Below are 25,862 nucleotides of genomic sequence, written 5' to 3'. Positions count from 1 at the left end.
AGCTACAAGCAATAAGCCGGAATTCACGAAAATTGTTTCACAAATTTTTGTTGAATTCCGGCTTATTGTCGTAGGAGCTACTTCTGACTCGCCGTTTATTCGGATTTAGGGTATGGAAAAGAGTGGCAACAGATTATTGTCCCACTCTCTTTTAAGCTAATAGCTATTTGTTTGTTTCTTGTTCAAAGCGGTTCAAGTTCATTCGGTTATAAGCCATATGAACGGTCATTGCATCGAAAGCCGCATCGCAGTCGTGCTTTTTGATTGCTGCGACAATCTCCCTATGCAGTAGGATCGTTTCTTCTTTGACCCGCTGATTTGTATAGCCGTCATTATAAAGGAACATCGATTCGTTGATGATTGGAATCAAGTGGTGCATAGCAACATTGTTGCTGGCTTTGGCGATCAATGAATGGAACTCGACATCTAGATTCAGCTGAAGTTCAGTGTCTGTATCCATGGCCTTTTCAATGGCGAGACGGACTTCGTCGATTGCTTGAATCTCTTCATTGCTTGCATTAGCAGCTGCTAGTGCTGCAACACGAGGCTCTAGGATATAACGAATTTCAAATAAATCCTTTGTGAGCTTCAGCGTATCCTTTACAAGTCCGAATCCCAACGGATCATCGGCAATGCCTCTTTTCTTACTAATGAAGGTTCCGGCACCCTGTCTGACTTCCAGCACATTACGGGAAGCTAGAGAACGTACAGCTTCCCTGATAGTGCTGCGCCCAACGTTCAATTCCTTAGCCAGGTCGTATTCGTTTGGCAGGCGATCACCAACCTGTAAATCATGCTCCTGTATGTATTCAATGATTGTGTCTGCAACCTGTTCCGGCAGTTTTTTTCCTATATTTTCCATGACTATCCCTCACTCATCTGATGAATGTATTGTATCTCACTTTTTCAGTAGTTGCAAATGGGATAATCAATCCATAATCATAAGATGAATTTGAATTGTTTTCCAAATTTTATTAGAAAAATACGATTCTCAATGATTTCAGTGCATTATCGAAGCCCTTCAATCGCTTAATTATTCAAAGGAATACAAAACTTGGGAATTATTGTATATCCCAAACTCGTCTCAGCGGCTAAAATGTTCGGTATACATATTCGTTTTCAGGGGCTGAGATTTTTTTCACTTTGGAAACATCTAGGATTGGCAGTGTTCGCTTGAATGGATGATAATAATCAGTTGTGATCGTTCCAGTCAGCTCAACCCAGTCATTGTTACTAAGGGAGGTGTTTTCCGGCAAGTGTGTCAGTAGTCCGAATACACCAGCATCTGCAACACAATGAATAATACCGAAGCGGAAAACAAAGGTGTTTTCTTCGGTATCTTCTTTCGAATGAAAGACGAAGCCTTGGAAAGAAACGGTTTTTCCGAGAAAATCGCTAGGGTAATTGTAAATCAGCTCCATGATTTCTAAGTAGTTTTCATCCGTAATCGCAATGACTTTCTGATCCGCATATTCTTCCATCAACTCCTGCATTTGCTGTTCGTAATCAGATTTTTCAAAAAAGATACTTGTATCCGGCTTTAAATACTGCGTTTGTATATCAGGATCTCCTGTAGACTCTTTACTTAGTGGAAATTGAAATCCTTTTGCTTCAACAATCGTTGTATCTAGGCTAACTGTTGGAAAGGCGAAGCCTACTACCAAAGGCAAAGCCAATAAAAGATAAGCCCAAAGCTGTTGAATAGGTTTCTGCTTATGATGGTGATCTTCGTTATGATGATGTTCAGATTTTGTATCATTTTTTGACCAAAGAACCAACTGAAAAACAGCTAGAATCAAAGACAGCCCCATAGATAATATAGCCAGATAGCGATAATGGACATTGATATATTGGTTCAATTTTCCAGAAACCTGTAGAGACATCATCAACAGTGCATAACCGGCAAAAATAATGAATCGAATCATGAGATTTCCTCCTTAAACAAGATAGGCATAAGCCGCTGTTAAAATAGTGATCAGACCAACTAGTTTGAGCATGAAAGAACCTTTGAAGTAGCGTTTCATCATCAATAGGTTTTTGATATCCACCATTGGTCCGAAAACAAGGAAACCGACAACAGGTCCAGTACCAAATAAGCTGAGAAGTGAGGAGCCGATAAAGGCATCTGCCTCAGAACATAGTGAAAGAGTAAAGGCGATAAGAAGCATGACCGCAATTGCCAGTAGTTTTGTTTGCCCAAGCTGAAGAATGGCGGCTGTCGGTAAATAGGTCTGCATGGCAGAAGCTAACAGAGCGCCGATGACCAAATAGCGTCCCGTATCAAAAAATTCATCGATTCCGTGAGTCAGTACTTCTTTTGCTTGAGTGAAAAAAGAAGGCTTGATCGTTTGTGTGGAATGATGCGTACAAGCTGTGGTATCTGAAATGATTTCTTGTCCTTCTTGTGTCAGTAAAATCGTGTCCTTATTGACAAATGCCAGCCAAATGCCGACAACAAAAGCAACCAGCATACTTCCTCCTACACGCCAAAGGACAAACTGCATAGAATTGCTGAAGGCAATATATGTAGAGAACAAAACAATAGGATTGATGATAGGAGCTGTCAGCATAAAGGCAAACGCAGTATACGATGGAACTCCTTTCTTCAAAAATTGATGAACAATCGGTACGATCCCGCATTCACAGGAAGGGAAAAAGAATCCTAAGAAACTCCCGAAAAGAATGGAGAGCAGTTTGTTTTTAGGTAGTAATCGAATGACCCGTTCAGGGGTTAGAAATACATGGATGGCACCTGAAATCAAGCAGCCAAGTAAAACGAACGGAAAGGCTTCAATCACGATAGAGAGGAAAATCGTGCTCATTTGTAACACTGAATTTGGAAGAATCTGTCCCATAGGTGTAGCTCCTTTATGTCTGGTGTAGAAATCCCTCAAGTCGTGCAGTGATTTCTTTTTGCTGTAGGGAATCAATAGTTGTCATTATTGATTCTTTTGGTATAAATAAAATGACCGCTCTTTGCGTAGAGCAGCTCTGCTTGTCATCAGAGAAAGAGTAAATCTCTCATCAAACTCCTCATTTATTTAACTCCTTTTTTCTTCATAAAACAAGTCTCTTCAAGGAAATTTAAGGAAAAACAGAAGCAAATCACCGGGCTGTACAAATGAAAAGATAAAGATGAAGTCAAGCTGTTATTTGGAGTGTAGGCAATAATTGAGGGTAAGCGGTAACAGAAAGTTGGAATTTTCCGAAAATTCCTACTGCGTATCCCCGGTTTATTTGCTATATTAATAAAGAACTACTGTAATAAAATAATGGTTAGGGGAGCTATTATGAAAAAGATACTATTGTTAGAGGATGATGTAAATTTAAATCAGGGAATCACTCTATGTCTGAAAAAAGAAGGATATGATGTGTTTTCTTGTACAACAATCAGAGAGGCAGAAAAAACATTTGAAGCTGAGGAAATCAATCTAGTTGTCAGTGATATTTCATTGCCGGATGGAAGCGGATTGGATTTTTGCAAAGAAGTACGGCAAAAATCGAGCGTCATTATCATCATGCTGACTTCTTATAATCAAGAATATGATGTTGTAGCAGGTTATGAGCATGGTGCCGACGATTACGTAACAAAGCCTTTCAGTTTGATGGTGCTGATTTCTAAAGTGAATGCATTGATCAAACGTCTGCCTGATAATGAGTCACGGATATTTTCATCAGGAGATATTCGACTTAATTTATCTGAGATGAAAGTATTTGTTGAGAGGGAGCTTGCTCAGTTAAGCAAGACAGAGATGCAAATGCTTGTTTATTTTATGGAAAATCCTAAACAGATTTTGACACAGGAGCAGCTGCTGGAAAAGATTTGGGACAACAAAGGAGATTACGTAGATAGTAATACAGTCTCAGTCAATATCAGTCGTCTGAGACAAAAAATAGGTAAAGATAAAATCAAAACAGTGAGGGGAGTCGGCTATTTATGGATCAGCGACGTTCAAAAGCTCTAACCGCTTTTCTTGTGCTGGTCTTGTTAATGGTTGTCTCACTCCTCTTTTTAAACTATAAGGAGCTGTCCGAGATGACTGTTGTAGATGGTCAACATGCACTTGGTGTTTTTTCTTTTTCCAATGAAGTGGATGAAGCGACAGTGGTTGAGGGGTTTCAAGCGGAGCTGGATGAGGCAAAGATTGCAGAGGGCAAACGCTTAGAAGAGAAATACGGTTATTCGTTCCGAGATACACGTCAACAGAAGCATTTACAAGAATTTTTACGCCGTTCTTTATGGATCGTAGGATTCAGCTGTGTGCTGCTGCTGTTTATTTGGAGAAAAGAACAACTGACTCAAAGAAGACTTCGCTTAGAGATGTTGAATCTATCTGATCGGTTTGAGGAGGAGCAGAGAAGAAATGAAGTACTTCTTAACCGAAAAAAATCAGAGGAAGAAAACGTCAAGGCGGTAATTACAGACATAGCTCATCAATTGAAAACACCAATAGCATCGTTGAAGATGAGCATGGAAATTGCAGGCTCTGAGGAATTTTCACCTGAGGAAAGAAGAAAATTCTGGGAACAGGGCAGCAGTCAAATCGATAAGCTGGATCTAATGCTGGATTCATTGGTTCGACTCTCTCATCTGGAGGCTGAATTGATCAGTCTGAAGCCGCAAGCCTATTCTATTCAAGCGCTTTTGTCAGAGGTCATCAATAGCTTGATCATGAAGGCGCTGGACAAAGAGATGGAGATAGAAGTAGAAATACCGAAAGACTGTCTGGTTGCTGTCGATCGAAAGTGGACGGTTGAAGCAATCAGTAATATCTTAGAAAATGCAATCAAGTATGCCCCAAAAGGAACAAGGATCTTGGTAAAAGGAACGTGTCTTCCCAGCTATGCATTGATTGAAGTGCTGGATGAAGGAGATGGGATTCCGATTGACGAAGTCAATTTGATTTATCGTCGTTTTTACAGGGGCAATGACCCTCATGTTCTTGAAAATGAGGGGTCCGGAGTGGGCCTTTATCTGGCACGAAAAATCATAGAGGAGCAAGGTGGAGTCATATTGATGAAAAACCGTCACCCTCATGGAGCGTGCTTCCAGATCACTATTCCTTTGGATTTGAGTGATGGGGAAGAGTTGGGAGCAGAAGAATGAAAAAATGAAAGGCTAGAGAAAATGTAAGGTAAAGAACTGGAAAATAGCTGCTGTAGCTGCTTTGCTTGGATGGCGCAGGTGGATAAGCTCTTTCTTACAGACTTGTTATGTTTGATGAAAAGAGATTGAAAGATTCCTTCTATATACTGAACTTAGAAAAAGAAAAGAGGGAACAATCAAATGGTATTGAAAATCAATGATTTAGTAAAACATTATAATGACGGTAATACAATTGTGAAAGCTGTGGATCATACAAATTTGGAAGTCAAAAAGGGAGAATTTGTTGCGATCATCGGAAAATCAGGTTCAGGGAAAAGCACTCTGCTGAATCTGATTGGCGGGCTGGATCGTCCTGATTCAGGAGAAATCTATATCGATGGAAAAAATGTATTTAAAATGAAAGATGATGAGCTGGCAGTATTTCGTCGTCAGAAAATAGGATTTATCTTCCAAAGCTACAATTTGATCCCTTCTCTTAATGTCTGGGAGAATGTGGTTTTGCCGCTAGGGTTGGATAATCGAAAAGTCGATGTAGCTTTCGTTGATGAGCTGTTGAAGAAAATCGGCATTGAGGAAAAGAAAAAGGCTTTACCAAGTCTGTTGTCAGGAGGGCAACAGCAGCGAGTAGCGATTGCCAGAGCAATCGCAGCCCGTCCTGCCATCATTCTGGCGGATGAGCCGACTGGAAATCTGGATACGAAGACGGAGTTAGAAGTCATGTCCTTGTTAAAGAATTCTGTTGAGCAGTTCGGTCAGACATTGATCATGATCACCCATGATGAAGCAATTGCTCAGATGGCTGATCGAGTGATCCGAATTGAAGACGGGCGGGTGAGCTAGATGAAAATGATCAACACACTTGCTTGGGCAAATACAAAATACCATAAGGGGAAGAATCTGCTTTCAGCTATAGCTGTTGTTTTGACAACTGTCTTGATTTTTCTGGTTATAACCATAGGGATCGGTGTGGTAAATGTACAAAATCACGTTGTAAATAAGACGTATCCTACGTGGCATGCTATGTATCGAAATGTTTCCGAAGATAAAAAAGATGAACTGCTGCAGCATGCAGATATTGATGCCGCAGGGCTGCGTCAGGATGTTGGTCAGAGTAAAAGCGGAGAATCTGAGCTTTATATGATGTATCTGGATGATGAGGCTCAGCGGTTGAATAAGGCTATATTCACTGAAGGATCAGCGCCAAAGAAGGAAAACGAAGTGGCGCTGACTAGAGAAACTCTAAGTAGATGGGGCTATGCTGAAGCGGCTGTAGGCGATGAAATCCACCTCTCTTATCAAAAACAAGAGGAAGATGGGCTGAGCTTAGAGACGCAGGGGATGTTCAAGCTTTCTGGGATTCTTCCTGACAGTGAGGAAGGAAATAAAAAGGGTGTATTCTCAATGCTGGTCTCCGAAAATCTTATGGAACAAATGATTCCTGAAACGGAGCGAAGCTATCGCGTCATGATTCGAGTGCCTGAAAGCGTTGCTACTTCAACAGATGCGGTAGAAGAGATTTGCGAGACAATCGGCAGTTCTTTTGGCGTGCAGGAAATGGATGTTGTCATAAACAGTGAGTATTTATTTGCCAATTATGTTGATCCTAGCTTTCTAACTGGAGTGGCTGTGCTCGTGGTCGTTATTGTGGTTGCTGGTGCATTGACAATCTACAGCATTTATTATGTTTCTCTAATCAATAAGGTACAGGAGTTTGGTAAACTGAAGGCGCTTGGTGCAACGAAAAGGCAAATTCGCCAAGCGGTTTTAAGGGAAAACTTGATTGTAGCAGGTGCAGCTATTCCAACAGGTTTGTTGATCGGCATAGTAAGTACGGTGCTCTTCTTTAATAAGATCATGCTTTATTTTATGAACGATGCGGTTGCGATGAAGGGCATGAAAGAAGCTCTGGAAAATGGAGAAGTGCAGTTGATTCTCCCCTGGGTGGTTGCTTTGACAATAGTAGTAAGCTTGACTACGGTTGTTGCTTCTTCATTGAAGCCAATGCGTCAGGCTGGGAAAATCCTGCCAATCGAAGCAATGCGTTACACAGGACAGTCTGTAACCAAGCAGACGAAACGTCAGGGATTCACTGATATCACGTTGGAAAAACTTGCCGGGGCAACTTTATCCCGAAACAAGAAGCGAACAGTGATGACTATTTTTTCTTTGGGAGCGATTGGAGTTCTATTCGTTGTTGTTTCTACAGTGTTTAACTGCATGCAGCCGAGTCAGATTGCCAGAGATTCAATCGCTGAGGATTTCCGACTTTCTATTGGACATTGGAGCGGGGACAAAATGAACCCTGAACGGGAGTGGAAAGCAATCCAGCAAAACAATCCTTTGGATGATACCATGAAAAACGAAATCGCAGCAATTCCAGGCGTTGTATCTGTTGAAGATCACCTGATGATTGATGGAGAAACCCCTGAGCTGCTGGATTTGTCTACAAATGAGCCGTTGGAGATTTCTATAACAGGGATCAATGAAGAACGCTTTGGTGAGCTTCAGTCTGTCATCACTGCTGGAAGTGTGACCTATGAGGAGTTGACAACTGGCGATGTGGTACTGGCCAGTGATATATTTGCCATGAATTATCCGGAAGTGAAAGCTGGCGATGTCGTGGAGGTTACTCTGTTTGATGGGGATCAAAGCTATTCAAAAGAGTTGAAAATTGCAGCAATCGGGAATTTTACTCAGGCGCAAAGCAATTACGGTACATTCATCAGTTCCAATGAAGGGCTTCAAACGATGTCGGATAATAATCTTACGAGCTACTATGATATCAAATCTGAACCTAAGCAGGAATCAAGTGTTAAAGAAGTCTTGTCAGCTATCACTTCATCAAATGAATTGCTTGAGTTGGAAACCTATGAAGAAGCGTTGATTCAATGGCAATCAGTCATGTTACTGATCACTGGGGCAGGCTATGGGATCATGGCGATCCTAGGTGTTGTTGGAATCATGAATTTGATCAATACAACGATCGACAGTATTTTAACACGTAAAAAAGAGTTAGGTGTGATGCAGGCGATCGGCATGTCCAATAAGCAGATGAAGCGTATGCTTCAATCGGAAGGGCTGTTCTATGCATTTGGAATCGCAGGAACATCCGTCATTTTGGGCAGCTTGCTTGGCTATGGAGTGTATGCTTTTGCTGCCGCCAAGCAATTGATGCAGATCAGAGAATATTATTACCCTGTCCTACAGGTTGTCTTGTTAGTAGCGGTCGTATTTATTGTTCAATTAGTACTGACAGCTGTCACTACTAATTTAGTCAATAGAGAAGCAGTTATTGATCGTATTAAAGGAGCAGAATAGAAGAGAAGGATATGCTTTCCAAAACGGAGGGCATATCCTTTTTTTGTTTAGCGAAAGCATAGAAAATACTTTGTGGAAAATGCATTCGTTTGCGGAAAATTCGAGATTATTGTATATAGCTTTATTGTTTTCAAAGTAAAATGGAAATCTTTATATATTCCTTAAAAATTACATGATTATAATCGATTTAATCCTGTTATCGGTAACATTGTAAAAACGCTTGCAAAATAACGCAATCGATTGCACAATGAAGGTGTCAAAAAAATAACTCTGGGGGAACTAAAATGAATAAAAGAAATTGGAAAAAAATTGGTTTAGGTTTACTGGCATCAGGAGTTGCTTTGAGTTTGGCTGCATGCGGCAACGCATCGGATTCAGCTGGTGGGTCAGATAGCGGATCATCAGGTGAAAAGACACAGATCGATATTTTTCAATTCAAAGTAGAATTCAAGGATCAGTTTGAAGCACTGGCCAAAAAATATGAAGAGGAAAATCCCGATGTGAAGATCAATGTTGAAACAGTCGGAGGAGGCTCTGACTATGGAGCGGCATTAAAATCGAAATTCTCTTCAGGAAATGAACCGGATATCTTTAATATCGGCGGTCCGGAAGATGTCAACACTTGGATCGACAGTTTAACAGATTTGAGTGATACAGAAGCTGCGAAGCAGGCACTTGACGGCACACTGACAGGTGCAACGAAGGATGGCAAGGTTTTAGGTTTACCATATAATATTGAAGGATATGGCGTACTTTACAATAAGGAAATTTTCAAAGAGGCTGGTATTGATGCGGAAAGTATCACTACACTAACTGATTTGGAAGATGCCGCGAAAACACTGGAAGAGAAAAAGGATGAGTTGGGGATTGATGCACCATTCGCACTGGCTGCTAAAGAACAATGGATCACTGGTTTACATGCATCAAATGCATTTCTAAATGCTGAGTTTGATAATGATGTGATGAAAGCCTATGAAGCGGATACTGTAGAATTCACTTATGGCGATCAATTCAAAAAATATATCGATATCTCAAATAAATATTCTGTTCAGCCGACAAACAGTCTGGACTACTCTCAACAGGTAGAGCAACTATTTTCTAATGGGAAAGTGGCAATGACGCAGCAAGGAAACTGGGTATATACAACAATTGCTGAAATCGATGAGGAATTGGCAAATGAAAATATCGGTTTACTGCCAATTCCAATCGATGGTGTAACTGAAGGTACGATTCCTGTTGGTGTTCCAATGTATTGGGGTGTCAATCCGAATGGATCAGATGAAGAGGTGCAGGCAGCGAAAGACTTCCTTGATTATCTGTATACGTCTGATGAAGGAAAGCAAATTGTTTTAGAAGAATTCAAGTTTGTACCGGCATATGAAGGCTATGATACTGAAAAAATCTCAGATCCATTGTCTAAAGATGTGTACACGTACTACACAGATGGTAAGACAACTGGCTGGGTATTCATGGGCTACCCTTCAGGTTGGGGAGAACAAACACTTGGTGCTCAAATCCAGAAATATGTTGCTGGTGAAGCTTCTTGGGAAGAAGTACTAAAAACAGCACAGGATAAATGGGCTGCTGAAAGAAAATAGATTATTGACAAAGCAATTGCTGCTTTTAAATATGAAGGATTATGTAGGACTATCAATCGATATCCTGCCTTTTGGATAGGATACATGGCGAGACAAAAGAGGGTGGGTCAGGAACGCTAAGCTTCTAGTGATAGGCTGGAATTTACGGAAATTGTATTATAGATTTTTGCTAAATTTCAGCTTATTATCGAAGGAGTTGCTTCTGACCCGCCATTTATTTAGAAGAGTCTGAGGCTTTTATTTTACCTCAGCCTCGTTACATAGGAGGGGACAGAAAATGAAGCATCAAAAGAGAACATGGTTTTATTTATTTGCAGCACCTGTAGTATTGGCTTTGATCATTGTTGTGGTCATTCCGTTTTTATATGGTGTCTATTATTCGTTTACAAATTGGGATGCAGTTGCTAAGGGAGAATTTATTGGTCTGGTAAACTACCAAGCACTACTTTCTGACAGCGGCTTCTGGTCAGCGATCGGCTTTACTGTAAAATTCGCGGTTGTATCGATCCTGCTGATCAACGTGATTGGCTTGGGACTGGCAATGCTGGTAACCAGCAAGTTCAAAGGAGCCAATATATTGAGAACAGTATTTTTCATGCCTAATTTGATTGGCGGATTGATTCTAGGGTTTATCTGGCAGTTCATCTTCATCAATGCCTTTGGGGCAATTGGCGATGCCATCGGTAGTGAATTTCTGAAGACATGGCTGTCGACAACGGATACAGGATTTTGGGCGTTGGTCATTGTGATGTGCTGGCAGATGTCCGGCTATATCATGGTTATCTACATCTCTTATTTACAGAATGTTGATGATGCTTTGTTAGAGGCGGCTGATTTGGATGGAGCAACGGCTTGGCAGAAGTTCTGGCACGTTAAATTCCCATTGATCATGCCGGGCTTCACAGTTAGCTTGTTCATGACATTATCCAACAGCTTCAAGCTCTATGACCAAAACCTTTCATTAACAAATGGAGGGCCGTACAATTCAACTCAGATGGTTGCAATGAACATTTATAATAGTGCCTTTGTAGAAAACAAGATGGGCTATGCACAGTCTAAAGCAGTAATCTTCTTTATTATTGTTGCTGTGATTTCGTTAGCTCAGGTTTACTTGACGAAAAGAAAAGAGGTTGAAGTCTAATGCAGAAACAAAAAGCAAGCAGTCAGCTGATTCGTGCAGCAGTTGGATTTATCTTAGGGTTGATTTGGCTGGTCCCCTTTTACTTGATGATCACGAATTCAGTCAAAACTAAGCAGGAGATTTTTACCAACCCCCTTGGCGTACCGGAATCCTTTACTTGGGCGAATTACCCGGATGCTTTCACGCAATTGGATTTCTTGAAGACCTTATTCAATTCTTTGCTTATCACTGTAGTCAGTGTTGTAGTGATCGTGATTTTCTCTTCTCTATGTGCTTATGCATTGGAACGGATGCAGACAAAGCTGAGCACCTTCATTTTCATGGTCTTTGTAGCAGCGATGCTGGTGCCGTTTCAATCTGTTATGATCCCATTGATTTCATTGTTTGGTAAAGCGCAAATGTTGAATCAGGCTGGAATCATTTTCATGTATTTGGGCTTTGGTGCAAGTATGTCGATCTTCCTGTATCATGGTGCGCTGAAAAGTATTCCTAAGGCGTTGGATGAAGCAGCGATCATTGATGGGGCGAATCGTTTCCAAGTGTTTTGGAAGGTAATTTTCCCAATGCTTAAGCCGACAACAGTTACCGTTGTGGTACTAAATACAATGTGGATCTGGAATGACTATCTATTGCCTTCATTGGTCATCAATTCACCATCAACACAAACCATTCCTTTGAAGATGTTCTTCTTCTTTGGTCAATATACAAAACAATGGCATCTGGCTTTAGCTGGTTTGGTGATTGCTGTTCTGCCAGTCATCATCTTCTACTTTGTCATGCAAAAACAAATTATTAAAGGAGTTGCCGACGGAGCAGTGAAATAGGCTCGGCGACAGTTGGAGGGTTGACACATGCATAAACGACTATTTACTATCGATCCATGGAAAATCACTACAGATACGCTGGATCGTGAAAACAAACGACTGATGGAAAGTCTGACGTCCATCGGTAATGGTTATATGGGTATGAGAGGAATGTTTGAAGAAGCTTATAGTGGGGATTCGCATCAAGGCGTCTATCTAGCTGGTATTTGGTACCCGGATAAAACAAGAGTGGGCTGGTGGAAAAACGGCTATCCTGATTATTTTGGAAAAGTAATCAATGCAGTGAACTTTATTGCCGTCGATATTTTTATTGATGATCAGCCGTTGGATCTTGCGATTGTAGAAGTGGAGGCATTTCATGTAGAATTAGATATGCGTAATGGCTTGCTGACCCGTAGTTTTATCTATGAAGAAAATGAAGTGAAAATCAATTTCACGTTCGAACGTTTTGTCAGCATTGTCGATCAGGAGTTGGGGTTTGTTCGAGTGAAAGCCGAAGTGCTGAAAGGAGCGCCGACTATTCGCTTGATTTCTAAAATGGACGGGAATGTTCAAAATGAGGACAGCAATTACGAAGAAATATTTTGGGAAGAGAAGGCTCGTGAGCACCAAGGGGAACGCAGCTATCTGACTATGCAGACGGTACCCAATGATTTTGGAACACCGCGATTTACTGTAACTGCAATGATGAACAATCAAATCAGTCAAGAAGTATCCTGCGAGATGCTGAATGAACATCTAGTTACTGGAGATAAGTTCAGCTGGAAGGGTAATCAAGGAGAAGCCATAGCTTTAGAGAAGACGGTTGCTGTTGTGACAAGTAGAGATATACCGGATGAAGAACAGACAGCTGCAGCTCAAAAGCTTATTCAGAAAAGCAGTGCAGAAAGCTTTGATCAACATCTGGAAAAACAGACGGCTGCTTGGCAGAAGCGTTGGCAAAAAGCGGATGTTCAAATCAAAGGGGATGACGAGGCACAGCAGGGGATTCGTTATAACTTATTTCAGCTGTTTTCTACCTATTATGGAGAAGACGAACGATTGAATGTAGGACCAAAGGGGTTCACCGGAGAAAAATATGGTGGTGCAACCTATTGGGATACAGAGGCATACATTGTACCAATGTACTTATCTGTTGCTGATCCTGAAGTGACACAGAAGCTGTTGGAATACCGCTATAAGCAATTGGCAGGGGCTAAAATCAATGCACAGCGTCAAGGCTTGAAGGGGGCGCTGTATCCGATGGTGACGTTTACCGGAGTAGAGTGTCATAATGAATGGGAAATCACCTTTGAGGAAATCCATCGAAATGGTGCTATGATCCATGCGATTGCCGACTATACAGAATATACTGGAGATAAGACGTATCTGCTGACAGATGGGATCAAGGTAGTTGTCGAGGTTGCTCGTTTTTGGGCAGACCGTGTTCACTATTCTATTCGAAATCAGCAATACATGATTCATGGTGTCACGGGACCAAACGAATATGAGAACAACGTCAATAATAACTGGTATACGAATTATCTTGCTGTGTGGTGTCTGACGTATGCTTTAGAGAATTATGATCAAGCGGATACATCCGCACAGAATGAATTACAAGTGACGGCAGAGGAAAAAGAAAAATGGCAGGACATTGCTGCTAACATGTATTTCCCTTATGACGAAGAGCTGGATATTTTTGTTCAGCATGATACTTTTCTTGATAAAGAACTATTGCCTGCCACTGCATTGAAGGCGGAGGATCGTCCCTTGAATCAAAACTGGTCATGGGATCGTGTACTGCGAAGCTGTTATATCAAGCAGGCGGATGTTCTGCAGGGGATTTATTTCTTTGGCGACCGCTTCTCAGCTGAAGAGAAGCAGCGGAATTTTGATTTCTATGAGCCGTTGACAGTTCATGAATCCTCACTATCTCCGTGTGTTCATGCGATCTTAGCGGCTGAGCTGGGGTATGAGGACAAGGCTGTTGAGTTATACAAGAGAACTGCACGTCTGGATCTGGATAACTATAATAATGATACGGATGACGGACTTCACATTACATCTATGAGCGGCAGCTGGTTGGCGATCGTTCAAGGCTTTGCCGGTATGAGAACATATCAAGGGCAGCTGAGCTTTACACCGTTTTTGCCTGAAATGTGGGAGGGTTACTCCTTTACAATCAATTATCGTGGTCGATTGATTTCAGTGACGACTGATCAAGAGCAGGTAACGATCGATCTTGTTGAAGGAGACACGCTGACGCTGAATGTCTACGGAAAAGCAGAAACATTGGTTGATGTGTTAACTATACCTCTGAGAATAGCGTAAGAGAACATTGGAAGTTACGACAAAGGAAGAGGAGGAGCTATGGAAAAAATTTGGTGGAAGGAAGCCGTTGGTTATCAGATTTATCCTCGGAGCTTTATGGACAGTAACGGTGACGGCGTAGGTGATTTGAACGGAATTAGAGAAAAGCTGCCGTACCTTAAAGAGCTTGGAGTAGATTTCATTTGGATCAATCCCGTTTATGAATCACCGAATGTAGATAATGGCTATGATATCAGTCATTATCAGGAGATTTTGGCAGAATTTGGTACGATGGCGGATTTTGATCAGCTGTTAGTCGAAGCCCATCAATTGGGAATCAAGGTGATCATGGACCTAGTCATCAATCATACCTCAGATCAGCATGAATGGTTTACCGAGGCGAAAAAGAGTAAGGAAAATCCTTATAGGGATTACTACATTTGGCGTGATGGGACTGATGGAAAGCCGCCGTCAGATTGGCAGGCAATTTTTGGCGGTTCAGTCTGGACATACGAGGAAACAACTGATCAGTACTATTTTCACGCCTTTGCAAAGGAACAGCCGGATCTTAACTGGGAAAACCACCAGCTGAAGCAGGATGTTTTTGCCATGATCAGCTGGTGGCTGGACAAAGGAATTGATGGATTTCGAATCGATGCAATCTCTCATATCAAAAAGGATGCCTTTCATTTGCCGGCTGACTTGGAAAACATTGCTGCCAGGTATCAAAATATCACAGGTATCGGCGACTATTTGAAGGAGCTGAAGCAGGTATTTGACAGCTATGATATCATGACCGTTGGCGAAGCTAGTGGAGTGACAGCAGAGGAAGCAGAGGACTGGGCTGGTCATGATGGCTACTTTGATATGATTTTTGAATTTGAACATATTGGTTTATGGAAAAAGCAGCAGGACAAGCAATTTGATATTCGTTCATTCAAACAGGCATTGTCTCGTTGGCAATATGCGTTGGATGGAAAGGGCTGGAATGCTCTTTACATGGAAAACCATGATGTTCCCCGCTCGGTTTCGGTTTTCGGTTGTGATGGAGAGTATAGAGAAATTTCAGCCAAAGCATTGGCAATGATGTATTTCTTTCTACAGGGAACGCCGTTTATTTATCAAGGGCAGGAGCTTGGGATGACAAATATGAAATTTTCGTCTATCGATCAGATTGATGCATTGGATTCTAAGCATATCTATCAGGAACTGCTTAATCAGGGAAAGTCTGAAAAGGAAGCACTGACAGTCATTAGTCAAACAACTCGTGACAATGCACGGACACCGATGCAATGGGATGCTTCAACTTATGGTGGTTTTTCTGAAAGTGAACCATGGCTGGTAGTCAATCCGAATACACAGCAGATCAATGCAGCGGAGCAGCTAGAGCAGCCTGATTCAGTCCTGCATTTTTATCAGCAGCTGATTCGATTACGAAAAGAGAGTCAGGCGTTGGTTTATGGTCATTTTGAGGAGCTGCTTTCAGAGGATGAACAGCTGTATGTGTATCTTCGTTCTGCTGAAGAGGAGCAAATTCTAGTTTTGGTCAATCTTTCTTCAGAGTCAGCTGATTATCAATTACCTAAGGCAATCAAGCAACTAGATAAAGAGTGGCAGCTATTATTGAGTAATTTACCTAAAGCAGCAAGCCAATTGGAAATGACAGGCACATTAGCACCATTTGAAGCAAGGGCATATAGATTTAAGGGGAAATAGGGATAGAAGTATGTTAGAAAAATTCAGATCGTGGGTGATAGGATGAAGCAACAGGAAACATTCAGTCAGGATGAGCAGTCGGGAAAATGGTGGCAGCAGGCAGTTGTCTATCAAATCTATCCAAGAAGCTTTCAAGATAGTGATGGAGATGGAATCGGTGATTTACAGGGAATCATTTCAAGATTAGATTATTTGAAAAAACTGGGGATAACAGCGATCTGGTTGTCGCCGGTATACAAATCACCAAATGATGATAACGGCTATGATATTAGTGACTATCAAGGGATCATGGACGAGTTCGGCACGATGGCAGACATGGATGAACTGATTGAAAAAGCCGCAGCAGCAGATATTCGATTGATTATGGATCTAGTAGTCAACCATACGTCAGATGAGCATCGCTGGTTTATTGAAGCAGCTTCTTCACCAGATAATCCTTACCGAGATTACTACATTTGGCGAGATCCAGTTGAAGGGGAGGAACCCAATGGACTACGGTCCATTTTTAGCGGTAGTGCGTGGGGATTAGATGAAAGTAGTGGGCAATATTACCTTCATTTATTTAGCAAAAAGCAACCGGACTTGAACTGGGAAAATCAGCAGGTCAGAAAAGAAATCTACGATATGATGAACTTCTGGCTGGGAAAGGGGATTGGCGGTTTTCGCATGGACGTGATCGATCTGATCGGAAAGCAGCCGGATCTTGAACTGACAGCTAACGGTCCAAAGCTCCATGATTATTTGCAGGAGATGAATCAAGCAAGCTTTGGGAGTTATGATGTTATGACAGTTGGAGAAACATGGGGTGCTACTCCGGAAATTGCTAAGCTGTATTCTAATCCTGCTCGTCATGAGCTGTCAATGGTTTTTCAATTTGAGCATGTGACACTTGATCAACAGGAAGGCAAGGAAAAATGGGATCTTCAGCCACTATCTATTCGTCAATTAAAAGAAGTCCTTTCTAAATGGCAGACATCATTGGGAAATCAAGGCTGGAACAGCCTGTTTTGGAATAATCATGACCTGCCTCGGATCATTTCCCGTTGGGGCAATGATCAGCAGTATCGTGAAAAAAGCGGGAAGCTGTTTGCGATCCTCCTGCATATGATGAAGGGAACCCCTTATGTGTATCAGGGCGAAGAAATAGGGATGACCAATCGACCAGTCAAGGCAATCGAAGAGGTAGAAGATATTGAAAGTATCAATATGTATCATGAACGGCTGGCAGCAGGCTTTCCAATCGAAGAAATCATGACCTCCATCAATACTAAAGGTCGTGACAATGCCAGAACACCCATGCAGTGGGATGACTCTGAGACTGGCGGCTTCACTACAGGGACACCGTGGCTTCCGGTCAATGATAATTATCATGAAGTGAATGTGAAGCAAGCCTTGGCTGATCCAAATTCTATATTTTATACGTACCAGCAGCTGATTCAATTACGGAAGGAAAATCCGTTGATTGTCTGGGGAGAGTATGAGCTCCTTGATACAGCGGACACTATTTTTGCCTATTATCGTAAGTACCATGGAGAGAAGTGGCTGGTTGTTGCCAATATGTCGGAAGAGAGTCAAACCTTGGAACTAAAAGATAAAGTAAAAGATCAGATCATCAGTAATAATGACTCGTTAACAGTTGAAGCAGGCAACGTTCTTCTTCAAGCTTATGATGCCTTTGTGGTTCGTGTCTGAGGTGTTCCTCATGTATAATAGAGGCAGAGATATAGTCAGCTGAGAAAAGGCCGACTATAAAACCATGAAGAGGTGAAAGCAATGACGACCCTTTCTGATGTAGCAAAGCTGGCAAATGTGTCAAAGATGACGGTATCACGTGTGATCAATCATCCGGAAAAGGTGACCGATGAATTGAAGGAACTGGTCTATCAAGCGATGAAGGAATTGGATTATCATCCCAATATCGCTGCTAAAGCACTTGTGAGAAATCGTTCTCAGATCATCAAGCTGTTTATTTTAGAGGAAATCGATACGACAGAGCCCTATTATATGAATCTGTTGATGGGGATTGCCAGAGCAGTTGGCAAGGAGCATTACTCACTACAGCTGGTCACCAAGGACGGATTTGATACAGGAACCTGCGACGGTTATATTATTACAGGCTTTCGTGTGCACGATTTTCAGTGGATCAACAGCTTGGAAAAACCAGTGATTTTATTTGGTGAAAATGATCAGGGTATCGACTTTGTTGACAGTGATAATCAATACGGTACAGAGATGACAACAAATTATGCTATCGCTTGCGGTTATGAAACAATCATTTACATTGGTATTGATGTCGATGAAGCTTTTGAAAAATCGCGGGAGCTGGGGTACCAAAGAATCATGGAGGCGAACGGCAAGAAACCACGTATCGAACGTTTTAATAATCGCTCGACTCTGACGCAATTATTCATTGAAGCGTATTGGGAAGAGTTTTCCGAGAACACGTGCTTTATTTGCAGCTCGGATCGTCTGGCGATCGGTATCGAACGAGGGATACTGAATTGCGGCGGGAACATTCCGAATCAATATGGGATCATTGGCTTTGATGGTGTCTTTCTTGATCAGGTCAGCTCCCCAAAGCTGACAACGGCAAAGCAATCCATTGTAAAGATGGGTGAAGCCTGTGGTGAAATGCTGATCAGGAAGATTGAAGAAACCGGACAAAGTCAAGGATATCGTCGATTTTTACCAGAGCTGATCATCAGAGAGTCTACAAAGAAGCACTGAAGAGTGCACGACGTTTTCCCTATAAAAATAGATAGCTGATACAGTTGCTTAAGCACTCGTATCAGCTATTTTTTCATTCAAAGATTAGGTTGTTCAAAACGAACGACATAAAAACTCTTGAAAATCATTTTTAATCCCTTTACCATCTAATTAAGAAGAGAAATGAAGCCGGAAGGAATGAGGACGAGAGCATGAACAGCTATCAGCAAGAGTATATCAGACGAATCCATGATTTGCAGGATTATATTGAAGCCCACAGTGAAGAGGCACATACATCGGAACAGCTGGCAGAGATTTCCGGTTTTTCCAAGTACCATTTTCATCGGATTTTCAAGAGTATCACGAGTGAATCTATTTTTGAATATGTTACCAGAACTCGATTGGAGCAGATTGCCAGTATGCTGGTATCCCGACCGGATTTGTCGATCACCGATATTGCCTATCGATTTGGTTTCAGTGATTCTGCTGTTTTTTCAAGATCGTTTAAAAAGCATTACGGTATCAAACCAAGTGAGTTCAAACAAAAATACAGCAACAATTGCAAAGATTTTTCGTTCCAGCCCTTCTATACTAAGAGAGTAGACAGTCAGATCAGCACAGTGACAGCGGATGTGGAGATCATAGCGATGGATGCTTTACCAGTGCTTTATTCGAGAAAAACAGGCGCTTATAAGGAGTTGTATGATTATGCTGACTCTTTTGCCAAGGCAATTGAAGGCTTGTTTTCCTTTGGAATGAGCCGAAACCTGATCGATGAACAGGTAAAGGTGTTATTTGCATATCATACATATCCGGATTTTTCAGAGGAGGAGAAGCAAAGAACCAGTTTTTGTGTCTCAATCACCGAACCTGTAGCTGTAGACGAACAAAGGGGGATTGGCTGCATGACGATTCCGGCTGGTAAATATGCTGTAGGACATTTTGAAATTTTTCATGGGGAATATACAGATGCATGGAATTATTTGTATGGTGAGTGGCTGCCTCAGAGTGGTTATCTTCCCAGAAACTCCTTTCCATTTGAAGTATACCTGAATAAGCCTGATGAACACCCGCAGAAAAAGCATATCGTAGATATTTACGTGCCCATCGAACCTTTCTCGTGAGAGCTGCTGTCTGGAATGACAAAGGAGGAGCATACATGGAACAAGGCAAGCAAACAGAATTGGAACAGGTAATCAAAAGCGAGTATGGAAACACAGCAGGTCTAGTGATAATGAAGGATGGCGAAACACTTTATGAAAGCTATTTTAATGATTGTAGCGCTGAAAGTCGTATTCATATTTTTTCAGTCACAAAAAGTATTCTTTCGTTATTGATTGGGATTGCAATAGATAGAGGAGCTATTCAAAGTGTGGATCAAAAGGTGCTGGACTTCTTTCCAGAATATGAGATAGAAGAAGGGGAAAAAAGTATTCAGAAAATCACGATTAGACACCTACTGACGATGACTGCACCATTCAAGTTTGAGGAGGAGCCTTATGTGGAGTATTTTACCAGTGAGGATTGGGCAGCATTTGCACTGAAGCTTTTAGGTGGAAAAGGAGCTGTCGGAGAATTTCGCTACAGACCGATTGTCGGACCGGATATTCTATCAAGTATTTTAGAAAGAGCAGCTGGAGTTTCTGTTCTTGCGTTTGCTAAGAAGCATCTTTTTCTTCCATTAGGAATTACTGTTGATAGGAATATTACTTTTAAAAGTCAGGAAGAACAGTTCGCCTTTTATGAAGCAACAACTATCAATGGATGGGTTGCTGATCAAATGGGAACGAATGCTGCGGGCTGGGGACTGACCTTATCGCCAATGGATATGGCTAAAATCGGGCAGCTGTATTTGACTAAAGGCGTCTGGAAAGAGAAACAGATCATCTCTCCTCAATGGCTTATTGACAGTATAACAGAGCATAGCCGTTGGCAGGAGATGAATCTGGCATATGGTTATCTCTGGTGGCTAGTAGATGAAGACTGTCATGCAGCAATGGGAGATGGCGGGAATGTGATTTATATCAATACCAAAAAAAATCTGGTTGTTGCCAGTACAGCGCTCTTTGTGCAAGATGCAAAGGACAGGATAACATTTATCAAAGAGCATATTGAACCATTTGTGAGCGAAACAGTTTAATAAGCAGGTAGAGTTGAATGAATCGTGGAGCAAAATGATAGATGCGAAAAAATATGTAATAGACGGACATATTCTCCAAATCATTTTAGAGGTATGGCACCTAAGCCCTATAAGAAAATCAGCTTTCAGCTGGATATAATTTCTGAAAGGGTTTGCTATACTAATAAAAAAAGAGATCGGAGATGTGTTAAAAATGAAAAAAATGGGTGTCGTTATATTTAATGTATTAGTTACTTCTTGGGCGTTGTTTACAGTATATGTATTGATTGCCAGTGCATGGTTCTCGCTTGCGATGTTTGCTATTTCACCACTATTGGTACTTGGAGCAGCAGCAGTTGGGCTTCAGCACTTTATGATAGTCAACTTCGGTTTGTCAGTCCTATTGTCAATGGCGGCAATTATTTTCTTGCCGGCCCTGATTAAAGGAACAAGAGCTGTCCAGCGTTTTGTTTCAGGCTTCTTCACACAAATGAGCTTGATTTGGCATTCGTAATTCATAATAGATATAAAGTGAGTGGGACAATAATCTGTTCCACTCTTTTCCATACCTTAAATCCGAATAAACGGCGAGTTAAAAACAGCTCCTACGTCAATAAGTCGGAATTCACGAAAATTGTTCCACAAATTTTTGTTGAATTCCGGCTTATTGCGTTGAATCACGGTGATTGCTTACAAAGTAAGCAGAGCAGACGCTGAAAAGTATCTGCCTAATACTTGTAGCTAAATACTTCTATCTCGGCCTCTTTTTTTACTTCAGGCTAAGAATCTTCCTGTGATGGAAGCTGGATAGCTCACAGCATCTTGTGGAAGTCCTTCGAAAAGTATTTGACCGCCCTTTTTCCCTGAGCCGGGACCGAATTCGATCATCCAGTCAGCCTCTTTGATCAAAGCAGTATTATGCTCAATCACGTACAACGTATTTTTATTGTTCAGTAGTTCTTCGAAAACATTCAATAAGGCTTGGGTATCTTTAAGACTCAAGCCGCTGGTGGGCTCATCCAAGATGATGATTTTCTCCTGACAATCCAGATTGCAGGCCAGCTTCAGTCGCTGCAGTTCTCCACCAGATAACGTGTCCAGAGTCTGACCTAGCGTCAAGTAGCCCAAGCCGATTTCATTCAACCAGTGGAGCTTGTTGGTGATTTTCTCCTGATTGAAAAAGAAATCTTCACTCTCAAGAACAGACAACTCAAGAACTTCAGCAATATTTTTTTCGTTATAGTGATAGGTTAAGGATTCCTGTTTGAATTTTTTCCCATGACATAGCTCACACTCAGAGCGAACGGCTTCAAGAAAAGCAAGCTCTGTTTCGATATAACCTTTCCCGCGGCAGGCTGGACAAGCACCTTTCCCATTGAAGCTGAAGCAGCCGACAGGTACACCATTTTCTTTTCCAAAAAGTTTACGCACTTCATCTAGAATCCCTACATAGGAAGCAATCGTTGAACGGCTGCTGGTATGTATCCTTTTTTGATTGACATAGAAGACTTGATCATCATATTTCTGTCGCAGACCTTCTGCAAAGGAACTTTTACCGGAGCCGGCGACACCTGTAATAGCAAGTAGTCGATGTAGAGGCAGTTTGATCGAGATATCCTGTACATTGTTCTTTGAAATACCTTCAGCGATAAAAAATTGAGTACTTTTCCCTCTTTTTTTTCGTTTGAGGGGTGGAAGCAGCTGCTGACGTGATTCCCACTCTTTATAACTGCCGCTTCCAAGCAGCTGCCCGCCATTGCGTCCGGCATCAGGACCAAGCTCGTACACTGTATCTGCTAGTTGGATCACCGCCGGATCATGGTCAATCAGGAGCAATGTATTGCCGTTTTTTTTGATTGCCTGGATCAGGCTGCCGATAGCCTGCATATCTTGTGGATGCAGACCTGTACTCGGTTCGTCAAGAATATAGAGCATATCTGAAAGACTGCTGCCAATCGAACGAATCAGCTTGATCCGCTGGGATTCTCCTCCTGAAAGAGTTCCTGTCTCACGGGACAAACTTAGGTAATCTAGGCCTACCTGACAAAAGTAATTCAATTGTTGAATGATTTTTTCTGTTACTTGCCAGATTTCTTTGGACTCAAGGTTCTCAAGAAATATTTTTAGTTCATCCAGCTGCATGTTCAGACATTCTCCAATATTTTTTCCATTGATCTTACAAGAAAGAGTTTTTTGATTTAGACGGAAGCCTTCGCAATCCGGACATAGCTCCTGTTTAGTTATACGTTGAATCTCCGGCTGGTATTTTTTTGCCAGCTGAGAAGAGCTTTGGATGAATGTCTTTTTGATTCGAGGGATGACTCCTTCATAAACGGAAGAATTGTACCACCCTTCTAATGGATGAGGCGGTTTGATTTCCGGTGAATACAGTAGAAGCTCTAGTTCTTCTTTCATGAAGTCCTTGATTTTTTTATCATTATCAAATAATCCGGAATCCACGTAACGCTTCCAGCGGTAGGTGCCAGGCTCAAAGGTCTCAAATCGTATTGCTCCTTGATTCAAGGATAATTCCTGATCCAGCAGTTCATCAAGAATAAAATTCGAAACACTACCCAATCCCTCGCAGGTTGGACACATGCCAGCGGGATTGTTGAAGGAAAATACGTCGGAGTAACCGACAAACGGTTTTCCAAAACGTGAAAACAGCAACCGCAATGTCGGATTGATATCCGTTGCTGTTCCGACAGTTGAGCGCCGATTATCTCCTAATGGTTTTTGATTGACGATGACGGCGGGAGAAAGATTTTCTATTCGATCCACCTCTGGAATCATCAAGTGGGGCATTCGATTTCTAACATAGCTGGGATAGGTTTCATTCATTTGTCGCTGAGCCTCAGCAGCAATCGTATGAAAGACCAGTGAAGACTTACCGGAGCCTGATACACCGACAAATACATTGATTCGATGTTTTTCAATATCCACATCGATGTTCTTTAGATTCCCTGTTCTTGCTCCTCTGATTTTGATTTGACTCATGGTCACTCCTCCTTTACTCTATTAGTATATAGATAAAATATGACAGTATTTGTCATATAAAAAGAAAAGAGGGAAAACGATGAAAAAAGAGCAGATTCTTTATGAGATGATGTGGTATGTCCAAAACAAAAAAGAGTTTACTGCACAGGAGCTGGCTGATCGTTTTCATTTGTCGATTCGTAGTGTGTATCGTTATATCACGGATCTTGCAGATTTAGGTCTATATGTGGAGAGCAAAAAGGGCAGGAATGGCGGGTTCACTGTTTTAGCGAATCAAGTACTGCCCCCTGTTCTTTTTACTGAGGATGAAATCACGGCGTTGTATTTTGCTATTCAGTCCTTGCAGAATTTTGAAGAATTCCCTTTTCAGATGAATACAGTGACTGCTGGAGAAAAGCTTTTGGCGGTGGTTCCGGCAAAGTTAAAGGAAAAGCTATTGCATCTAGAAGATCATTTTCAATTGTCTGCTCCAAAGCAAATTGTGGAGAATTCCTATTTAAGTGAATTGATGCGGGCGGCGATGGATCAGGTGGAAATTGAAATCGTTTATCAGTCACCAAAACGTCGGTCGATAAAAAAACTGGAACCAATCGGTATTTACGCAAGCAATGGTTTTTGGTATTTATTTGCATTCGATCCTGAAAGTAAGGAAACCAGACATTATCGGGCAGATCGGATACAACAGGTGACAATTTTGCAGGAGAGAAATAAAACAGAGACAACATTAGCAGAACTGAATGAAGAATTTATACCAAAAGATCCGTTGAAAATGGTTGTAAAGCTGACGGAAAAAGGCGTCAAGCAGTGTATGGAAAATAGGTATTTATATAAAGGGATCGTTCCAACAGAGAATGGCGGACGATTGGAGTTGATGGTTGCTCGTCGGGACATTTCCTATACTGCAACATGCCTCTTACTTTTAGGGAAAGAGGCACAGGTAGTCGAGCCTCCAGAACTGATTGCTCATTTACAGGAACGGGTGCAGGAAATTGCTGATTTGTATCTATGAAAAAGAACTGGATGAGTAAACTGGTTCTTTAAGACTCCCTTTTGATAGGGTAAAATAGAGAATAAAAGGTCGATGAGAATCAGATTATCTCAGTTGAACCATAGGATAGGGGAAGAAAAGGATAATGAATTTCTTAAAAAAACTGTTTGGAAAATTAGGACAGACAGATACTGCTCCAGTTGTTGAAAGTGAAGTGCCAATAAAAAAGGAACAAGAGCGGACGGCGTATTTTGAGTTGGTTGGATTGCTTAGTCAAGATAATGAGCGGGCGATACAGGGAATGGTTTATGCATTGGATGATCCGGCAAAATTTATAGAGCAATACCAGAAAATGTTCGCTGAGTGGTTTTCTGTAGAGATAACAGTGGAAGAAATCAAAGCATATCCGCTTTGGGAATTATTCTCTTATGTCTTATACGATGAAGGATATCTGACGATGAATGATTGGAAAGCTGAGGCAGAGGACTTCATTTATTTTGTTGAGGAAATCGTTAATAAATATGACGAGAAGCTGGAGCATAGCCAAATCACTAATAAAGAAGAGATGGCACCAGAAGTGTTTGAACAGCTGAAGGCTGCATTACCACAGGGTTTTACCTTGATAAACATCGATATCGATTCTGATTCGTATCAGCTGACAGTTGTGCCGACGGCTAAAGTAGAGATGCTCAAAGCCGCTGCAGCTAAAGTCAACGGAAAAATTGACTGCTATTAAAAGCTGAAATTCATCGGTTGGGGAGAGGGGGAGGCGAACAATGATCATTGAATTTGAAGGATACCAAATCGAATGCTTTGTATATGGGAAAAAGCGTTCTAAGGAAGAACTCAGTCGAATCGTTCGCGGACTGTTCAGAGAATTTCCACAGTTGAATAGTAGAGAATTACTTGCTCGTTTTATGGCAATGTATGATTATCAGTTATTGCCAAGAAACTCATTTTTACAGAAAGCAGATATGCTGGTGGATTTAGATATTTCTCTGGTTGTGGAAATCGAGTGAACTTGTACAGTCAACCTAATATAGGAGAGTATTCAGCCAA

21 protein-coding genes are annotated in these 25,862 nt (G+C 41.5%); 17 read left to right on the top strand and 4 right to left on the bottom strand.

All coding sequences use genetic code 11. The features are described 5' to 3' along the window. Positions 1-163: 163 nt before the first annotated feature. From I6N96_RS15165 to I6N96_RS15155, 3 genes are all read right to left on the bottom strand, one after another. On the bottom strand, positions 164-862 hold the full coding sequence (locus I6N96_RS15165) for a FadR/GntR family transcriptional regulator (RefSeq protein WP_209558403.1): 699 nt from the start codon (positions 860-862) through the stop codon (positions 164-166). A gap of 229 nt (positions 863-1,091) precedes the next feature. Then, the gene (locus tag I6N96_RS15160; RefSeq protein ID WP_209558402.1) at positions 1,092-1,925 is read right to left on the bottom strand and encodes a TIGR03943 family putative permease subunit; all 834 of its coding nucleotides are present in this window, start codon (positions 1,923-1,925) and stop codon (positions 1,092-1,094) included. Between the two features lie 12 nt (positions 1,926-1,937). Beyond that, positions 1,938-2,855: a permease gene (locus I6N96_RS15155; protein ID WP_209558401.1), complete on the bottom strand. Its 918-nt coding sequence runs from the start codon at positions 2,853-2,855 to the stop codon at positions 1,938-1,940. 435 nt (positions 2,856-3,290) lie between these two features. Here I6N96_RS15155 and I6N96_RS15150 point away from each other — a divergent pair, with 435 nt between their 5' ends. The 14 genes from I6N96_RS15150 (at position 3,291) to I6N96_RS15085 (ending at position 21,332) form a co-directional block, all read left to right on the top strand. After that, positions 3,291-3,965, top strand: coding sequence for a response regulator transcription factor (locus tag I6N96_RS15150; RefSeq protein ID WP_209558400.1), 675 nt, complete (start codon positions 3,291-3,293; stop codon positions 3,963-3,965). Positions 3,966-4,036: 71 nt separating this feature from the next. Beyond that, positions 4,037-5,107 carry a sensor histidine kinase gene (locus I6N96_RS15145; RefSeq protein WP_209558399.1) on the top strand — a complete coding sequence of 357 codons (1,071 nt, stop codon included), beginning with the start codon at positions 4,037-4,039 and terminating at the stop codon, positions 5,105-5,107. Positions 5,108-5,287: 180 nt separating this feature from the next. Beyond that, complete coding sequence (locus tag I6N96_RS15140) at positions 5,288-5,947, top strand: ABC transporter ATP-binding protein (protein WP_209558398.1); 660 nt, start codon at positions 5,288-5,290, stop codon at positions 5,945-5,947. Next, complete coding sequence (locus I6N96_RS15135; RefSeq protein ID WP_209558397.1) at positions 5,948-8,425, top strand: ABC transporter permease; 2,478 nt, start codon at positions 5,948-5,950, stop codon at positions 8,423-8,425. It begins immediately after the preceding gene. Positions 8,426-8,709: 284 nt separating this feature from the next. Then, entirely contained in the window at positions 8,710-10,023 is a 1,314-nt protein-coding gene (locus I6N96_RS15130; RefSeq protein ID WP_209558396.1) for an ABC transporter substrate-binding protein, read from the top strand. A gap of 277 nt (positions 10,024-10,300) precedes the next feature. Further along, positions 10,301-11,164, top strand: a complete 864-nt coding sequence (locus tag I6N96_RS15125) for a carbohydrate ABC transporter permease (RefSeq protein ID WP_209558395.1) — start codon at positions 10,301-10,303, stop codon at positions 11,162-11,164. Beyond that, positions 11,164-11,988, top strand: a complete 825-nt coding sequence (locus I6N96_RS15120; RefSeq protein ID WP_209558394.1) for a carbohydrate ABC transporter permease — start codon at positions 11,164-11,166, stop codon at positions 11,986-11,988. Before I6N96_RS15125 ends, I6N96_RS15120 begins: the two co-directional genes overlap by 1 nt. 27 nt (positions 11,989-12,015) lie before the next feature. Then, the gene (locus I6N96_RS15115; RefSeq protein ID WP_209558393.1) at positions 12,016-14,298 is read left to right on the top strand and encodes a glycoside hydrolase family 65 protein; all 2,283 of its coding nucleotides are present in this window, start codon (positions 12,016-12,018) and stop codon (positions 14,296-14,298) included. Between the two features lie 39 nt (positions 14,299-14,337). Then, the gene (locus I6N96_RS15110) at positions 14,338-15,993 is read left to right on the top strand and encodes a glycoside hydrolase family 13 protein (RefSeq protein WP_209558392.1); all 1,656 of its coding nucleotides are present in this window, start codon (positions 14,338-14,340) and stop codon (positions 15,991-15,993) included. A 42-nt stretch (positions 15,994-16,035) separates the two neighbouring features. Beyond that, positions 16,036-17,685, top strand: coding sequence for a glycoside hydrolase family 13 protein (locus tag I6N96_RS15105; protein ID WP_209558391.1), 1,650 nt, complete (start codon positions 16,036-16,038; stop codon positions 17,683-17,685). An 81-nt stretch (positions 17,686-17,766) separates the two neighbouring features. Next, positions 17,767-18,720 carry a LacI family DNA-binding transcriptional regulator gene (locus I6N96_RS15100; protein WP_209558390.1) on the top strand — a complete coding sequence of 318 codons (954 nt, stop codon included), beginning with the start codon at positions 17,767-17,769 and terminating at the stop codon, positions 18,718-18,720. Positions 18,721-18,911: 191 nt separating this feature from the next. After that, a complete protein-coding gene (locus tag I6N96_RS15095) occupies positions 18,912-19,823 on the top strand; it encodes an AraC family transcriptional regulator (RefSeq protein WP_209558389.1) in 912 nt (303 codons plus the stop codon). A gap of 35 nt (positions 19,824-19,858) precedes the next feature. After that, the gene (locus tag I6N96_RS15090) at positions 19,859-20,839 is read left to right on the top strand and encodes a serine hydrolase domain-containing protein (RefSeq protein ID WP_209558388.1); all 981 of its coding nucleotides are present in this window, start codon (positions 19,859-19,861) and stop codon (positions 20,837-20,839) included. Positions 20,840-21,032: 193 nt separating this feature from the next. After that, complete coding sequence (locus I6N96_RS15085; protein WP_209558387.1) at positions 21,033-21,332, top strand: hypothetical protein; 300 nt, start codon at positions 21,033-21,035, stop codon at positions 21,330-21,332. 260 nt (positions 21,333-21,592) lie between these two features. Here the strand turns inward: I6N96_RS15085 and I6N96_RS15080 are convergent, their stop codons facing one another. Beyond that, positions 21,593-23,815 (bottom strand): ATP-binding cassette domain-containing protein, encoded by a 2,223-nt coding sequence (locus I6N96_RS15080; protein WP_209558386.1) that lies wholly within the window; start codon positions 23,813-23,815, stop codon positions 21,593-21,595. Between the two features lie 79 nt (positions 23,816-23,894). On the opposite strand from I6N96_RS15080, the gene I6N96_RS15075 reads away from it, so the two are divergent. The 3 genes from I6N96_RS15075 (at position 23,895) to I6N96_RS15065 (ending at position 25,822) form a co-directional block, all read left to right on the top strand. Next, entirely contained in the window at positions 23,895-24,824 is a 930-nt protein-coding gene (locus tag I6N96_RS15075) for a helix-turn-helix transcriptional regulator (RefSeq protein ID WP_209558385.1), read from the top strand. A 124-nt stretch (positions 24,825-24,948) separates the two neighbouring features. Then, positions 24,949-25,539 carry a DUF6630 family protein gene (locus tag I6N96_RS15070; protein ID WP_209558384.1) on the top strand — a complete coding sequence of 197 codons (591 nt, stop codon included), beginning with the start codon at positions 24,949-24,951 and terminating at the stop codon, positions 25,537-25,539. A 40-nt stretch (positions 25,540-25,579) separates the two neighbouring features. Next, entirely contained in the window at positions 25,580-25,822 is a 243-nt protein-coding gene (locus tag I6N96_RS15065; protein ID WP_209558383.1) for a hypothetical protein, read from the top strand. Positions 25,823-25,862 lie beyond the last annotated feature (40 nt).

Origin of the sequence: Enterococcus larvae (genome assembly GCF_017830045.1) — a bacterium.
In the GTDB taxonomy this organism is placed as follows: domain Bacteria; phylum Bacillota; class Bacilli; order Lactobacillales; family Enterococcaceae; genus Enterococcus_L; species Enterococcus_L larvae.
This window is presented reverse-complemented; position numbering and strand designations above follow the sequence as displayed.

Bases quoted from the DNA above. Each gene is read 5' to 3' on its own strand.
- I6N96_RS15165 (WP_209558403.1), bottom strand. From the start codon at position 862: ATGGAAAATATAGGAAAAAAACTGCCGGAACAGGTTGCAGACACAATC.
- I6N96_RS15160 (WP_209558402.1), bottom strand. From the start codon at position 1,925: ATGATTCGATTCATTATTTTTGCCGGTTATGCACTGTTGATGATGTCT.
- I6N96_RS15155 (WP_209558401.1), bottom strand. From the start codon at position 2,855: ATGGGACAGATTCTTCCAAATTCAGTGTTACAAATGAGCACGATTTTC.
- I6N96_RS15150 (WP_209558400.1), top strand. From the start codon at position 3,291: ATGAAAAAGATACTATTGTTAGAGGATGATGTAAATTTAAATCAGGGA.
- I6N96_RS15145 (WP_209558399.1), top strand. From the start codon at position 4,037: ATGACTGTTGTAGATGGTCAACATGCACTTGGTGTTTTTTCTTTTTCC.
- I6N96_RS15140 (WP_209558398.1), top strand. From the start codon at position 5,288: ATGGTATTGAAAATCAATGATTTAGTAAAACATTATAATGACGGTAAT.
- I6N96_RS15135 (WP_209558397.1), top strand. From the start codon at position 5,948: ATGAAAATGATCAACACACTTGCTTGGGCAAATACAAAATACCATAAG.
- I6N96_RS15130 (WP_209558396.1), top strand. From the start codon at position 8,710: ATGAATAAAAGAAATTGGAAAAAAATTGGTTTAGGTTTACTGGCATCA.
- I6N96_RS15125 (WP_209558395.1), top strand. From the start codon at position 10,301: ATGAAGCATCAAAAGAGAACATGGTTTTATTTATTTGCAGCACCTGTA.
- I6N96_RS15120 (WP_209558394.1), top strand. From the start codon at position 11,164: ATGCAGAAACAAAAAGCAAGCAGTCAGCTGATTCGTGCAGCAGTTGGA.
- I6N96_RS15115 (WP_209558393.1), top strand. From the start codon at position 12,016: ATGCATAAACGACTATTTACTATCGATCCATGGAAAATCACTACAGAT.
- I6N96_RS15110 (WP_209558392.1), top strand. From the start codon at position 14,338: ATGGAAAAAATTTGGTGGAAGGAAGCCGTTGGTTATCAGATTTATCCT.
- I6N96_RS15105 (WP_209558391.1), top strand. From the start codon at position 16,036: ATGAAGCAACAGGAAACATTCAGTCAGGATGAGCAGTCGGGAAAATGG.
- I6N96_RS15100 (WP_209558390.1), top strand. From the start codon at position 17,767: ATGACGACCCTTTCTGATGTAGCAAAGCTGGCAAATGTGTCAAAGATG.
- I6N96_RS15095 (WP_209558389.1), top strand. From the start codon at position 18,912: ATGAACAGCTATCAGCAAGAGTATATCAGACGAATCCATGATTTGCAG.
- I6N96_RS15090 (WP_209558388.1), top strand. From the start codon at position 19,859: ATGGAACAAGGCAAGCAAACAGAATTGGAACAGGTAATCAAAAGCGAG.
- I6N96_RS15085 (WP_209558387.1), top strand. From the start codon at position 21,033: ATGAAAAAAATGGGTGTCGTTATATTTAATGTATTAGTTACTTCTTGG.
- I6N96_RS15080 (WP_209558386.1), bottom strand. From the start codon at position 23,815: ATGAGTCAAATCAAAATCAGAGGAGCAAGAACAGGGAATCTAAAGAAC.
- I6N96_RS15075 (WP_209558385.1), top strand. From the start codon at position 23,895: ATGAAAAAAGAGCAGATTCTTTATGAGATGATGTGGTATGTCCAAAAC.
- I6N96_RS15070 (WP_209558384.1), top strand. From the start codon at position 24,949: ATGAATTTCTTAAAAAAACTGTTTGGAAAATTAGGACAGACAGATACT.
- I6N96_RS15065 (WP_209558383.1), top strand. From the start codon at position 25,580: ATGATCATTGAATTTGAAGGATACCAAATCGAATGCTTTGTATATGGG.